The sequence below is a fragment of the Kastovskya adunca genome, from assembly GCF_059505785.1.
In genome coordinates, this window is the sequence record NZ_JCACLG010000041.1 from 144,155 (window position 1) to 158,889 (window position 14,735).

The following is a 14,735-nucleotide window of genomic DNA, read 5'->3' on the forward strand; positions in this document are numbered from 1 at the left end:
AGCTTAGAAAGAGACTGCCTCTGAATTTGCGTCAACCTTGATGGTGATTTTTCTGCCAGCGAGTACCACTAAGAAACAAACCCGATTAATTATTGCCAAATTAATATTTGTCCCTATGTGTGTCAACTTCTCGCTCAATTGGGCATACTAAACCGGAACAATCCACTCGTTATCCTCAAGGTTCTCAAGCGCACCGCAGAAGCCCTCTGGAAAACGATGCCGTCTCGTCCGTTATACCGATGAAAGTTGCAATTATTGGTTCTGGAGTTTCTGGACTCCTGGTTGCCTATCACCTGAGTCAGGCGGGGAAAGATGTAACCATCTTTGAAAAAAGCGATCGCATTGGTGGCTGCGCCCAAACTGTACAGGTGCGGATTAACCAAGACACCGTCCGCTGGGTTGACTTGGGGGTAAACGACTTCAACGCCGCTGCTTACAAACACATTGTCAAGATGCTTGACGCCCTCGGCGTGCCTTATAAGGATCTGGAAGATTCCACCGCCTTCAGCACATTAGATGGTTCCTACGCCTACACGATTGACCCTTTAAGTAATACGATGTCAAAATCGCTCAACGAAGAATATGAGCGATTTAAGCGAGAAGCCCCTCAAGATGTCTTGAACCCGCTGTACCAAAACTACTCAGTCGCTCGCTATTTGGAAGGCAAGGGGTATAGCCAAGATTTTGGTCGTTATAACCTATATCCCCGCATCAATGGCATGTATTTTGTGCATGACACCACTCCTGAAACCATGTCGTTTCGGGGAATTATGCACTACTACTCAATGCAAGAAGGATTCGGGGGCACGCCGGAACGCAAGTATTTTGTTGGCGGTAGCAGCCGATGGATTGAGGCATTAGCTCAAAAGGTGCAGTTCCTGGGCACAAAAATTTACACGAATGTCTCAGCAAAGGTTTTTGCGGATTCTCATGGCGTTACGATTCATACCCCCGATGGCGACGAACACTACGATGCCGTGGTGATGGCGTGTCATGCAACAACGGCTCTGCGTGTCATCCAACAGGGGATTACTCAGGATATGGTCAAAGTTTTGGGGGCATTTCACTATTGCAATAGTGTAGCGATCGCCCATACCTACACCCCCCTATTGCCTCCGGATGTGAACTCATGGCGCACGTATAATATCCTGATTCACGATCGCTTTGCCCAATTGCGTCCTTACACCATTTCCTACGTCTGTAATCGCCACCAAAATGATGCTGCCGAACCAGCTTACAACTACTTTGAAACGCCTAAGTTTTTCGTCACGCTGAATCCATCAATCGCGATTCCCGATCGATATGTTTTGCACACAACAGATGGGAAGCCAGCGATCGCCCATTTCCCCCACAACGTCGTCAGTTTGGCTACGATTGCTGCCCAGGCAAAGTTGCCCGAAGTGCAGGGGCAAAACAGCATTTACTTCACTGGTGGCTGGACAAAAGGAGCAGGTTTGCACGAAGAGTGTTGGCACTCCGCTCAGAATATAGCTAACCTGATTCTGGGAATCAATGTCGAGGATGAACATTCCTACAACACAGCAGCCGATGCATCTCAATATGCGCCTAAATACCTGCGTGATGTTGTGTGCCAGTAAAAATTTGGGAGTCTACCTGAAGCAGAGGTAAGTTGCAAGTTGACTCAATTTACCCACCGACAATCTACACACCGACAATAACAAGGAAAACAACAATGGCAACAATTCGCAATGGCGTAAACCTCGACAATATTCAGCAATTAGTTGAAGCCGTTAAAGAAGATGCTGAAGTGGCGAAGGTCAAATTCGTCGCCAATTCTACCTGGAAGCAGGGGACGAAAACGGAAGTGACGATCGCCGATTGGTATTCCGGTGGACAAAATGCAGCGCGTGAAGGTCGTGAATTTAAAATTGCGATCGATGAACCCGCCCAATTAGGCGGCGCAGACGAAGCACCTAATCCGGCTGAAGTGCTGGCTGCGGGTCTTTGTGGTTGCATTACAGCCGGAATTGCCACGAATGCCGCGCTGTTTGGCACGGATGTCGAACAAATTGAAGTGACGGTGGAAGTAGATTTTGATATTCGGGGTCTTCTTGGTTTAGAGAGAGACGTTCCTAGCCAAGCACTTAATATCAATTATTCGGTCAATCTCAAAGGCCCGGGAGATAGCGAAAAACTGATTAAGTCTAAGGAAGTCATTGACGGCAAATCTCCGGTTAAAAACACGCTGGCAAATCCTGTTTCGGTCACAACCAGCGTCAACATTCTTGAAGATCAATTAGACGCTGTTGTTGCGGGTTAATTAATTTAAACCATTCCGTGTCACAAGAGCGAAAGTGCGCTTCAGCAAAGCTTTAACCCTCACTTCTAGGGCTTGTTTTCACTTCTTCCTCGTCAGATTCACATCCCCCTTTTTAAGGGAACTCCGGTTCCCCCCTTCTTTAAGGGGGGCTAGGGGGGATCTCCGAGGTGAGAAAACACACCTAGCCCCTTTCTCTACTTGGGAGAAGGGGTTAAGAAATGAGGGCGATCGCCAGAAGCTTTATAAAAGCATTTTTACCTTAAGTTGAAGCCAATAGCCTTGTACTTGCCTAATAGGGTTTGGGGCAGCCATAAGCGTTGCCCCTACAACACCTGCAGTTAGAGTTGTCGCGCTAGTAAGATTTAATGGCAACCAAAGTCGGGATTGGACATAGCGAAAAAACAGACTCCTATGAAGCGGGATTAGAAGCAACCCGCATGGCACTGACTGAAGCGGGCAGTCAGGATGTTCAGTTAGCCATGATTTTCTCGACCTCTCGCTATGACCCGAAGCTGATTCAAGCAGCAGTGCGATCGCTTCTCGGTGTCACTCCTCGCATCGTTGGCGGCTATGCTGTCGGCATCATTACCCGCGATTTGCTTGCCTATGATGGCTACCAGCTGGGAATTGCTGTTTTTGCATCCGACTCCGTAGCGATTGATTTATTCATTGAATCCGGCTTAACAGAGGATGAATATAAGGTTGGAGTTGCCTTGGGGAATCAAATCAAAGGCAAAAGCTACTCTAGCGATCCCAATGTTTTGTTGCTCTATGACTCTGTGAATCGGCTGGGAAAAGGATTGCGGCTTAACATGGCGACTCCTCTGCTAGAAGGGATGCAAGCGGCACTCAATCCTCTACCAAACCTGGCTGGTGCTGGATTGGTTGGGGATATGCAGTGCCGAGAATCGTTTCAATGGTTTGACGATCGCATCGCTCAACATTCAGCGATCGCTTTAGTATTGTCGGGCAAAATCCAGATGGACACGGCGATCATGCATGGTTGTCGTCCTGCCAGTAGTTACTACACGATTACCAAGACTGATGGGCCTGTTGTGCTGGAAATTGAGGGTAGACCCGCCCTTGATGTGATTGCCGACCTGCTGGGGCCAGAATCGGGGAAAACCTGGAGAGATTACAGTTTCTTCGTGACGCTAGGCGTGAACAAAGGGGAAAAGTGGGGCTATTTTAACGAAGATGAATATGCCAACCGCCTCTGTATGCGGGTGGATAAAGACCGGAAGGGGTTGGTGATGTTTGAACCTGACCTGAAGCCCGGATCGGAAATCCAGTTAATGTACCGCAGTATGGATTTTAAGTATATTGCTCGCAAAGCTGAAGCTTTGTTAGAACGGATCGAAGCCCAAGGAAGACGACCTATTTTTGCTTTTTATATTGATTGTGCAGGTCGGGCTGCGGCTTATTCCGGGTTGGATGAGGAAGAGGCTACCGAAGTGCAAAAAGCGATCGCTTCGAGAATGCCACTTCTAGGAATCTATGCAGGCGTGGAAATTGGCAAAGTTAGGCAGGATGTTCAGGCGCTGGACTGGACTGGCGTGTTGTGTGTGTTTAGCGAGTAAAGTTCTATGGTTGACGTCAGCAGAGCAACGGAAATCCAGACATCCAGCAAATTACCGCCAGCAGAACTTGAGCTGGCAATGAACTATTACAAGCGGCAAGTTGATGAGTTAGCGGGATTAAATGTCAAGGCAGACTCGATCCTCTCTGTAATGAAACATCAACTGCGCCAACAGAAGCAGGGATTCTCTCTACTATCGGTATTGCAGCAGTCCATCGGCACTCAGATGGAGCAATCGGAGATCTTTACTCGCACCATCAAGGCAATCAATACTACGCTCAACATGGATGGCACCATTGTCTTTACAGCAGGGACAGATGGTCTATTTCAACCCAGTTATTGGCTGGGAGTTGATGGGACTTCAAGCCAAGGGTTTGAATCACTCAAAATTGATTTTCAACCGCATTTAACGGCGGCAAGCGATTATTTATTGGTGAATCGCCAGACGGAAAAAACCGAGTTTATTGCCTCTGTCAAAGAAACGCTTAATATTCCTTATTTTGTTTGTCTACCGATTATTGTGAATGATGTGGCGATCGCCGTTCTGCTATCAGGCAGGCTGAAGGAAGTTCGACCGTTTTATCCGCCTTTGGATGAGGGAGATATTAATACATTTCAGGCGATCGCTGGATTTATTTCCGCATCCTTAACTAATTCTGAGCTTTACACCCAACGCAGACAGGCGGAGGAAGCCCTAAGACAACTGAATGAGGAGCTAGAAAACAGAGTACAGGAGCGCACGACTCAGTTAGCCCAGGCAAATCAGGAGATTACTGCCCTCAACGACCGCCTCAAAGCCGAAAACCTGCGGATGAGTGCTGAACTAGAAATCACTCGCCAACTCCAGCAAATGATTCTACCCAAGGAGCAAGAACTCGATCAAATTCCTAAACTTGACATTGCTGGGTTTATGGAACCTGCCGATGAAGTGGGTGGAGACTACTACGATGTGCTGCAATACGATGGGCGGGTCAAAATTGGGATTGGCGATGTCACGGGGCACGGGCTAGAGAGTGGTGTAGTCATGCTGATGGCGCAGACGGCAGTGAGAACCTTGACCATTCATGGTGAAACAGATCCGCAGCGTTTTTTAAATACGATCAACCGTGTCATTCACGATAACGCCAGACGGATGAACTCTTACAAAAATATGACTCTCGCCCTGTTAGACTACCAACCCGGTTGCATCAGCCTAAGCGGACAGCATGAGGAAATGCTGGTGGTGCGGTCTGGTGGCGAGGTGGAATGTATTAGTACTGATGAGCTAGGCTTTCCCATTGGAATTGTAGACAACATTGCTGATTTTGTAGCACAAACCCAGATTCAGTTAAATCCTGGTGATGGTGTAGTGCTATACACCGATGGCATCACCGAGGCAGAGGGACTCAACAAAAATCTCTACGGCTTAGAACGGTTAATTGAGATTGTTGGACAGAACTGGCAATACTCGGCTAGCGAAATTACTCAAGCGGTGGTGGGGGATGTGCGATCGCATGTGGGTGAGGGTACGATTTACGATGACATAACCTTAGTTGTGTTCAAAGAGAACTAGGGTTGTGTCATCCCCTCAGCTTATTTTCCGCAGCCGCGCCAAAATTCTTCTCCGTACAATTTGCCGACTGACATGTGTTGTAAAGTCCCTCCTCAGCTTTCCCCTAAAGTGATGTCGGGATGGTGCAGTTACCCCTGTAGGCGATTGTAAAGTCCCTCCCTAGTTTCCCCTTAAAGTGACCGCACTTTTGGACATCAGCATCCTCAGAAGCTAGTCTAGACAGAGGAAACTACGTAAGTTCCCTAAAAAAGTAGCTTTTTATACTAAAGGAGAGAACATTGGTTCTTAGAAATTCCAGTAATTCACCAGAAAATAGAACGTCCGCCGAGGAATCCGCTGCGAGTGAAGCTCGTGTTATGTTTTCCGACTTAAAGGAGACAAACGCCGACCCAGGATATGACGAACCTGAATGTAACTGGACGCCAACAGGTGAGTCAGATCAAGACTGCGGTGAAGGCTTAAATTGTCCCCCTTGTGGTTAAAGGTGGTTAAAGAGCGATCGTCCCAAATCGCTCCTATACCTGCCACACTTTGAGTACATCATTACGGCTACCACTGACCACCACTTGTCCGTCAGGGGCAAAGGCTACCGCTAAAACCGCTTCGACATGACCCGTGAAGGTGTGAATGGCTTCACCCGTATGCAAGTCCCACACCCTCACAGTTTTGTCATTACTGCCACTGACAATCAACGTCCCATCTCGGCTAATGTCAACAGAGGTGACGCTGTCGCTATGACCTGTAAGGGTGTACTTTTCTTGACCCGTTGTTAAGTCCCAGACCTTCACAGTCTTGTCGATACTGCTGCTCGCCAGGGTTTGCCCGTCGGGACTAATCGCCACAGCCGTGACACTGCTACCATGTCCAGTCAAAGTGGTTTGGTTGCCTACGTGGATTGTGCCATCGGCACAGCCACTCACTAAAGTCTGACCATCGGGGCTAAGCGCCAGCCCGTAAACCCAGTCTGAGTACTTGACTAGTGTGGTTTCTTGCCCCGCGTGCCAATCCCACATTTTAACTGTGTTATCTTTGCTACCACTAAAAAGCCTCTGACCATCCGCGCTAAAGGTAAGCGCATAGACAGCATCCCCATGACCTGTAAGGGTGCGGATTTCTTGTCCTTTGTGCAAATCCCAAATCTTTATCGTCTTATCTAGACTGCCACTGGCTATCGTCTGTCCATCAGGACTGATGGCAATACAATGCACCCAATCGTCATGTCCTGTCAAAATGAGTTGTTCCGTGGCGGTGGCAAAATTCCACACCAGAACCGTCCTGTCAGCACCACCACTGACGATAAATTGACCGTCCGAGCTAATTTTTACAGAGTAGACAGAAGCACGGGGGAAAGATAGCCAAAGACCGATAATTTTTTTTTCTTCCATAAAACCTATTCGCTGATTTGCTGATGCGTTGGTCTTGAATATTTCTGTTAATCTATCTAAGCGGCAAAATCCAAAGGAAGGGAATGCATAGTGGTTTCGCAGCCTGGAGAAGGTGGAACACTTGGATGGAAACAAAGCGCGATCGCTCTTGGCAGTAACCTCGGCGATTCACAAACAATTTTGGAATCTGCCCTGAGAATTCTCGATCAAACCTCTGATATCACTTTACAAAAACAATCGAGTTGGTATCAAACTGCCCCAATTGGGCCACCACAACCCGATTACATCAATGGCTGTGCCCGATTGCACACCCGGCTGAGTCCTCAAGAATTGCTAGAAACGTTGCTGGCAACAGAAGCCCACTTTGGTCGTGTCCGTTCTCAACGTTGGGGCGCGAGAACAATTGACCTCGATTTGTTGCTATTTAATGACATTATCCTTGATACAGCAAAATTACAGATTCCTCACCCTCGGATGAGAGAACGCGCCTTTGTGCTAGTTCCTTTAGCCGAAATCGCCCCCGATTGGATCGATCCTGTTTCCGGAAAGGCGATCGCGCAACTATTACAAACGGTAGACTGTTCTGGAGTTCGCCGATTGTAGTTTGACATGCCACAAGGTAAAGAACCCCCACAATTTCTGAAACAACGCCTGGTCTACCAGGGTCGCAAATTTAGCTTTGAAGTCAACTCGCTGCGTCTACCCAACAATTCCGTTGGAGACTGGGAGTGCATCCGGCACCCCGGTGGCGCACTCGCCGTACCCGTGACACCCGAAGGCAAACTCGTCCTACTGCGGCAATATCGCTTTGCTGTACAGGGACGGCTGCTGGAATTCCCCGCTGGCACAGTAGAACCTCACGAAGCACCAGAAGAGACAATCCAACGAGAAATTGAAGAAGAAACAGGCTACCGTGCCCACAAATGGAAGAAATTAGGTGAATTTGCCCTCGCTCCCGGCTATTCCGATGAATTCATCTATGCCTTTCTCGCTCAAGATTTGGAAAAACTAGAGACACCCCCTAGCCTAGATGCGGACGAAGATTTAGAGACAGTTTTGATGACACCGCAGGAGTTAGAGGAAGCAATCTTAGCCGGTGAACCCGTGGATGCCAAAACCATTACCAGCTTCTTTTTGGCGCGTCCCTTTTTAGGAGCAGAAAACTGAGGGAGCGATCGCGACTGCTCAGTAATCTCTACAGCAAAGTCATCAGTAATACGGACAGCTTGTGCGGGAAAACCTGCTATTACAGCCGTGTAAAAACTGCTTTCTAGACCGTTGTTAATGCTGTTTTTGTAGGGTTAGCCTTGATTAACGAAAAAAAAATCCTACACCTTATACTTATCGAGATTCCAATAAAATAATATTCTTTCTGTCAATCGTAAAAATCCTTAATTTGTTACTAAAACTACCTCTGTCTCTTTACCAAGGATTTACCGAAATAATTCGTGAAGCGGAGATCTGAACGTCCCCTAATATCTCATCTTATTGTGTCTTAATAGCAACAGTCTCTGTCTTCTTATGAAGACAAACGGAGTTATCAATCGGATATGGGAATAGAACGGAGAAGAGGCAATAGAAACAATCAAGCGAGAAAAACCTAACCTTGTATTTTTGGATATGATGATGCCACGGATGAATGGCTTTGAAGTTTGCCATGCCGTCAAAAATAAATTAGGAATGCCGAATATTTACATCATCATCTTGACGGCTAAAGGTCAAGAATTTGACAAACAAAAAGGTAATGAAGCAGGTGCTGATTTGTATATGACTAAGCCTTTTGATCCTGATGAGATTGTGGAAAAAGCTATAAAATTTCTCAGTTTGTAATCCTAATAAAGAAAAATATTCTCAACTCATGCCCCTCATCTAGTATTTGTAGCGTCTAAGCTGGCAGAAGAAGCTCATTATTCCAAGCATGATTGCATGTCTGATCTGATTCTGTTCTGGCACCGCCGCGATTTGCGTATTTCAGATAACATGGGGCTGGCTGCTGCTAGGCAACAAAGCCAGAAAGTGGTGGGAGTCTTTTGTCTCGACCCCAATCTTCTAGAAGGGGACGACATTGCACCCGCTAGAGTGACTTATATGATCGGCTCTTTAGACGCGTTACAGCAGCGTTATGCAGCAGCGGGTAGCCAGCTATTGATTCTCCACGATCGCCCCAGCCAAGCGATTCCTGCTCTTGCTTCGGCACTGAATGCCCAAGCCGTCTTCTGGAACTGGGATGTCGAACCTTACGCCAAAGAACGCGACGAACAAGTAAAACTTACCTTGGAAGCTAAGGGTATTGCCGTCCAAAATAGCTGGGATCAGCTTTTGCACGCTCCTGGTGAGATTCTCACCAAATCCGCTGACGAACCCTACACCGTCTTTACCCCTTTCTGGAAACGTTGGAAAGACCTGCCCAAAGCTGAACCTGTCGAAACATTGAAAGATGCCGAAGGACTGACAAGGCTGGAAAAACAAACGGCTCAGGAAGCAGGGGCAATTGACCTACCCAGTGCGAAGGATTTGGGGTACGCCTGGGACAATGAACTGTTGATCCTACCCGGAGAAAAAGCAGCAGAGGAGGTTTTAGAAGAATTTTGCGATCGCGCGATTAACGATTACCAGGAACAGCGCAATTTTCCTGGTGTTGATGGCACCTCCAAACTCAGTGCTGCCAACAAATTCGGAACCATTGGTATCCGTACCGTTTGGGAGGCGTCAGTAAGAGCCTACAATCTCAGTCGCAGCGATGAAACTTGCAAAAACATTCAAGTTTGGCAGCAGGAACTGGCATGGCGAGAGTTTTACCAGCAGGCGATGTATTTCTTCCCCGACCTAGCAAATGGCCCCTATCGAGAGCCTTTCCAAGACTTTCCTTGGGAGAACGATCAAGAACTATTCCTCGCTTGGTGTGAAGGCAGAACGGGCTACCCAATCGTCGATGCTGCCATGCGTCAACTCAACACGATTGGCTGGATGCACAACCGTTGCCGGATGATTGTCGCGAGTTTCCTCACCAAAGACTTGCTAATTAACTGGCAACAGGGAGAAAAATACTTTATGCAGAAGCTCTACGACGGTGACCTTTCTGCTAATAATGGGGGCTGGCAGTGGAGTGCTTCTAGCGGTATGGACCCCAAGCCATTGCGAATTTTTAACCCTGCTAGCCAGGCGCAGAAATTCGATCCGGAGGGGGAATATATCCGGCAATGGCTACCAGAACTGAGTTCTGTGGAGACGGAATATTTGGTGACGGGAAAGATTCCTGAAGATGAACGCGACTACTGCGGCTATCCTGCGCCGATTGTCGATCACAAGCAGCAGCAGCGAGAGTTTAAGCGGCGTTATCAGCAAGTCAGGGGCGGTTGATTTTTTTAACGCCAAGGGACGCTAAGGAATTCTCGGCGTTCTGGGCTTTTAAAAAAAATCTTACGCGCTATACAACGACTGTATCCATTCCCACTCCTGGATCAACCCTTCTTTTAAGGACACTTGGGGTTGATAGCCAATCAATTTGTTGGCTTTGGAGACATCAGCCGCTGTGTGACGAGCGTCTCCCATTGATTGCTCAATGTAATTGCGCTGAATCGGATGCCCGACAATTTCTTCCATTGTGTTGAGAACATCCGCTAGCACGGCGCGGCTACCTCCGCCGATGTTGAAGATTTCGCCCACGGCGTCGGGTGCAGTTGCTGCGGCTAAGTTAGCGGCAACTGCATCACTGATAAAGGTAAAGTCTCGCGTTTGCTGTCCGTCACCATAAATGGGAATGGTTACACCCGCGATCGCGGCTTTAAAAAACTTGTGAAACGCCATATCCGGGCGTTGTCGGGGGCCATAAACGGTGAAGTAGCGCAACGCCGTAAAGGGAACACCAAAGTTTTGATGATAAAGCGTGCACAACCGTTCTGCGGCTAGCTTGGTAATTCCATAGGGAGAGACAGGTTGGGGGGGAATGCTTTCAGAGGTGGGAAGAGTTTCGGCATTCCCATACACCGAAGAGGTGGAAGCATACACTAACCGAGCCAGTTGTTTGGCATCCTTTGCCGCCTCCAGTAAGACCTGTGTGGCATTGATATTGCGCTCGGTATAAGCGCGGAAACCTCCTCCCCAACTGGCACGTACCCCCGCTTGTGCAGCTTGGTGATAGACGACTTCTACACCGTCTAAAAGTGCTTTCCAGTCGAGAGACTGAATATCCCCTTCAATCAACTCAAAGTTGGGATGAGCTTCAAAAATAGCAACATTCTTACGCTTCAAGGCAGGATCGTAGTAGTCGTTAAACTGATCGATACCAATTACCTTATGCCCTTGCTTCAACAGGGTTTCTGCCAAGTGAGAACCGATAAACCCCGCAGCACCAGTAACAATATTAATCGCCATAAGCTCAATTTTTTACAAGAAACTCAACAGGTCAGGTTTCCCGACAAAACAGGTGATGCACCTCTCTAGCGAGTGTCCCTGAGAATGTTTGGACAAGCTCGCGATCGCATTCAGGCGGCGAAGTCATACCATTTTTTCTTGAGGTGCTACCTATTCAATTAAGAAAACCAAGGGGATTCAACCCATGCCTCACTAAACTACATAGCCTCAAGAAAAAGACACAACTCAATTGCTCAACATCATGGCACATTCCCCGATCGGCTTTGCCCAACCGTTTTAGTCAATTGGCAATCCCGTGGCATAATGAAGGGCATTTGCTTAGCATTTTGAGGTGACGACTTGAGGGCAATGCATTCTACCTGAACCAGCAAAGGTAGAAATGGGTATTGAAAGGCTCATTACCAAAGAGCCGTGCGATCGCAACAATTCAGTCTTTATAAATGGCGTGAGGGTAACGTGAAGGTTTTGGTTATTGGTGGTGGGGGACGCGAACACGCCCTGGCTTGGAAACTATTGCAATCTCAAAATGTTCGGCAAGTAATTTGTATTCCTGGCAACGGTGGGACAGCCAAACTAGAGGGTTGCCAGAATCTTTCCTTACGAGTGGATGACTTTGAAGGTATTGGTCGTTTTGCCCTTGTCCACGGAATTTCTATGGCAGTTGTCGGGCCAGAACTGCCGCTAGCTTTGGGAATTACCGACTATCTGCGTCGCCAAAACGTGATGGTATTCGGCCCCACTCAAGTTGGTGCCCAGATCGAGTCGAGCAAGCATTGGGCAAAGATGTTGATGCAAGACGCGGGCATCCCCACCCCAGCTTGTGAGGTATTTACAGACGTTGACACAGCCCTTGACTACCTCCAGACTCAGGTCGCTCCAGTTGTGGTCAAAGCCGACGGTTTAGCAGCGGGAAAAGGTGTAACCGTTGCTAGCACAATTAGGGAGGCGCAAGCTGCTGTTGAGTCCCTGTTTAGAAATGGGATGCAGCCTGTGATCATTGAAGAGTGTGTTACGGGTCAAGAAGTGTCGGTTTTAGCCCTGACGGATGGCTTGACGGTGCGAGCCTTACTCCCCGCTCAAGACCATAAGCGAATTGGAGAAGGAGACACGGGGGAAAACACTGGGGGAATGGGAGTTTATGCCCCAGCCCCGATCGCCACCCCAGAATTGATGGCACGAATTGAGCAAGAGATTCTTCAGCCGACGGTGAATGCGCTGCGCCAACTAGGCATCGATTACCGGGGTGTCTTATATGCGGGATTGATGATCACACCGGAAGGAAATCCAACGGTTTTGGAATTTAACTGTCGCTTTGGCGATCCGGAAACTCAGGCAATTCTGCCGTTACTAGAGACGCCCTTAGAAGAGTTGTTGTTGGCTTGCGTGAAGCAGCGCTTGGCAAATCTTTCTCCGATCCGATGGAAACCGGGCGCATCGGTGTGCGTTGTCGTAGCGGCTGGCGGCTATCCAGGAACCTTCCGCCGAGGAGATGCGATTGAGGGCATTGAGCAAGCCGAAGAGCAAGGGGCGCACGTCTTTCATGCTGGCACTCAAATTAAGCAGCAAAAACTCGTCACCGATGGAGGTCGCGTACTCGGCGTGACGGCATTGGGAGAAAACTTTGATCAGGCGATCGCCAAAGCCTATCAAGCCACCCCATACATTCAGTTTGAGAATATGTACTATCGCCGAGATATCGGTCATCAAGTCGCCTCGGCGGGTACTTTACCTCAGTGAGTCCTAAGTCCTGAGTCCTGAGTCCTGAGTCCTGAGTCCTGAGTAGGGGAGAAAGTATGAAGGGTGAAGTATGAAGGGTGAAGGGTGAAGGGTGAAGGGTGAAGGGTGAAGGGTGAAGGGTGAAGGGTGAAGTATGAAATAGGCGATTGGAGTAATGGCTAATCGTTGTCAATTTTTCTCTCCCCTGCTCCCCTGCTCCCCTGCTCCCCCGCTCCCCTGCTCCCCTGCTCTCCTCACTCCGCTCCCCCAATCTGGATATCACGTACCCTTACTGGCACGCAGGCGTGGGTCATTTGGGCAATCTGGAGGGGTTCGCCTTTGCCGCAGATATTTGTGCCGCATTGTTCGCGTTCTGAGGCGGGCCCGATGGCGTCAACGCTGTTCCAGAAATCTGTGCTCATGGAGTGATAGGTTACGTCCTTGAGCATTCCCACGATTTTGCCGTTTTCGACTTTCCAGAAGGCATCGCCGCCAAACTGGAAGTTACGACGCTGTTGATCGATGGAGAAGCTGCCCACTCCGTCAATTAAAATGCCGTCTTCGGTATCGGCGATCATCTCTTCTAGGGTTGCCGTATGGCTTCCCCCGTCTGCTCCCGGTTCTAGTCCTAGGTTGGGGATGCGTACCATTGGCACGCTCGACCAGCTATCTGCAAAGGCGCAACCATTACTGCTGCTGCGACCGAGGCGATAGGCGGTTTCGCGATCGCACAAATAATCTACTAAAACTCCATCCTTGACAATATACCAGTCTTGTGCAGACACGCCTTCATCATCGTAGGCAAAGGTGCTGCGTCCTCCAGCTTGGGTGCGATCGCCTTTAAAATTTACCCACGGGGCAGCATATTGCAGCTTGCCCAATTTATCGGTCGTGGCAAAGCTGGTGCCTGCAAAGTTAGCCTCGTAGCCGTACACTCGATCCAGTTCGGTGGGATGTCCGACGGATTCGTGGATGGTGAGATAGAGATTAGTGGGTTTGAGAATTAGAGTGCTGCGGATGCCTTGAGGCCCTTTCGGGGCATGAACTTTGGCGATCGCCTCTTGAGCCACCCGTTCAACTTGAGCGAGCAAGTCAGTAGCATTAATATGCTCATAACCGATATTCAGCGGCGGACGTTCGTAGCTGCGGCTTTGGGCATCACCATTAGCGATCGCTGTACATCCAAAACCCGGATAACTGCGATAAATCGTCTGCTCAATCAAGGAACCTTCCGTAGAGGCGAAGGTTTTATCTTCTTGGGTAAACCGCAGGAACGAGAAGGCTTTTTTAATCCCGCGATCGCTGTAGCCTAAGAGTTGTTCGTTTAGCTGCAACAGCAATTGAGCCTTCTCGGTAATCGGTACAGTAAAAGGATCAATCTCAATCGGTGTAATGTATCGGTCTTGATACGCCGCAACGGGGGCTAACTGCACTTTCGTCTGTTGAGATAGGCGGCTACCCTGGGCAATCTCTACCGCTAAAGCAACGACTCGTTCAATCTCCGCCGACGTTTTCTGATAACTGGCGGCAAATCCCCAAGCTCCGTTGAGGAGTACCCTGACTCCAAACCCAGAACTGACATTATCTGACAATTGACTCAAAGAGCGATCGCGTGCCGTGAGATTTTGCGAACGGTAGGTACATAAACGGATATCTCCATACTCACAACCCGCACGTTTGATTAAGGCGATCGCCTGTTGAGCTAGATCAGTAGCAGTTAGCGCAGTAGCTTGTACCATCATGCTTTGGAGAAGGTCAGTAATCAACCCATTGTAGCGAGGGTTCCTGTAATACTTTCCCCTAACAGTTCAGTTGTTACAATCAATGCTTCTCTCTAAAACCGGAGCG

The 14,735-nt window shown here is 48.7% G+C and carries 12 protein-coding genes and 1 pseudogene; 10 read left to right on the plus strand and 3 right to left on the minus strand.

Features of this window, described 5'->3' with window-relative positions; translation table 11 throughout:
* Positions 1–119 precede the first annotated feature (119 nt).
* The 5 genes from AC5JR3_RS15985 (at position 120) to AC5JR3_RS16005 (ending at position 5,894) form a co-directional block, all read left to right on the plus strand.
* Positions 120–1,598, plus strand: coding sequence for an FAD-dependent oxidoreductase (locus AC5JR3_RS15985; RefSeq protein WP_495847534.1), 1,479 nt, complete (start codon positions 120–122; stop codon positions 1,596–1,598).
* A 95-nt stretch (positions 1,599–1,693) separates the two neighbouring features.
* Entirely contained in the window at positions 1,694–2,281 is a 588-nt protein-coding gene (locus AC5JR3_RS15990) for an OsmC family protein (RefSeq protein WP_495847535.1), read from the plus strand.
* A gap of 365 nt (positions 2,282–2,646) precedes the next feature.
* Positions 2,647–3,861, plus strand: a complete 1,215-nt coding sequence (locus tag AC5JR3_RS15995; protein ID WP_495847536.1) for an FIST signal transduction protein — start codon at positions 2,647–2,649, stop codon at positions 3,859–3,861.
* A gap of 6 nt (positions 3,862–3,867) precedes the next feature.
* Positions 3,868–5,412, plus strand: a complete 1,545-nt coding sequence (locus AC5JR3_RS16000) for a PP2C family protein-serine/threonine phosphatase (RefSeq protein WP_495847537.1) — start codon at positions 3,868–3,870, stop codon at positions 5,410–5,412.
* A gap of 356 nt (positions 5,413–5,768) precedes the next feature.
* Positions 5,769–5,894 (plus strand): hypothetical protein, encoded by a 126-nt coding sequence (locus AC5JR3_RS16005; protein WP_495847538.1) that lies wholly within the window; start codon positions 5,769–5,771, stop codon positions 5,892–5,894.
* A 33-nt stretch (positions 5,895–5,927) separates the two neighbouring features.
* Here the strand turns inward: AC5JR3_RS16005 and AC5JR3_RS16010 are convergent, their stop codons facing one another.
* The gene (locus AC5JR3_RS16010) at positions 5,928–6,797 is read right to left on the minus strand and encodes a WD40 repeat domain-containing protein (protein WP_495847539.1); all 870 of its coding nucleotides are present in this window, start codon (positions 6,795–6,797) and stop codon (positions 5,928–5,930) included.
* Between the two features lie 90 nt (positions 6,798–6,887).
* Between AC5JR3_RS16010 and folK the strand changes: the two genes are divergently transcribed.
* From folK to AC5JR3_RS16030, 4 genes and pseudogenes are all read left to right on the plus strand, one after another.
* Complete coding sequence (gene folK / locus AC5JR3_RS16015) at positions 6,888–7,400, plus strand: 2-amino-4-hydroxy-6-hydroxymethyldihydropteridine diphosphokinase (protein ID WP_495847540.1); 513 nt, start codon at positions 6,888–6,890, stop codon at positions 7,398–7,400.
* Between the two features lie 6 nt (positions 7,401–7,406).
* Positions 7,407–7,964 (plus strand): NUDIX hydrolase, encoded by a 558-nt coding sequence (locus AC5JR3_RS16020; RefSeq protein WP_495847541.1) that lies wholly within the window; start codon positions 7,407–7,409, stop codon positions 7,962–7,964.
* Between the two features lie 393 nt (positions 7,965–8,357).
* A pseudogene (locus tag AC5JR3_RS16025) lies at positions 8,358–8,627 on the plus strand (response regulator transcription factor); the annotation flags it as partial.
* Between the two features lie 96 nt (positions 8,628–8,723).
* On the plus strand, positions 8,724–10,157 hold the full coding sequence (locus AC5JR3_RS16030) for an FAD-binding domain-containing protein (RefSeq protein ID WP_495847542.1): 1,434 nt from the start codon (positions 8,724–8,726) through the stop codon (positions 10,155–10,157).
* 60 nt (positions 10,158–10,217) lie between these two features.
* Here the strand turns inward: AC5JR3_RS16030 and AC5JR3_RS16035 are convergent, their stop codons facing one another.
* On the minus strand, positions 10,218–11,171 hold the full coding sequence (locus tag AC5JR3_RS16035) for an NAD-dependent epimerase/dehydratase family protein (RefSeq protein ID WP_495847543.1): 954 nt from the start codon (positions 11,169–11,171) through the stop codon (positions 10,218–10,220).
* 456 nt (positions 11,172–11,627) lie between these two features.
* Here AC5JR3_RS16035 and purD point away from each other — a divergent pair, with 456 nt between their 5' ends.
* Entirely contained in the window at positions 11,628–12,908 is a 1,281-nt protein-coding gene (purD, locus tag AC5JR3_RS16040; RefSeq protein ID WP_495847606.1) for a phosphoribosylamine--glycine ligase, read from the plus strand.
* A gap of 233 nt (positions 12,909–13,141) precedes the next feature.
* On the opposite strand, the gene AC5JR3_RS16045 is transcribed toward purD, so the two are convergent.
* Positions 13,142–14,626 (minus strand): TldD/PmbA family protein, encoded by a 1,485-nt coding sequence (locus AC5JR3_RS16045; RefSeq protein WP_495847607.1) that lies wholly within the window; start codon positions 14,624–14,626, stop codon positions 13,142–13,144.
* Between the last annotated feature and the right edge of the window lie 109 nt (positions 14,627–14,735).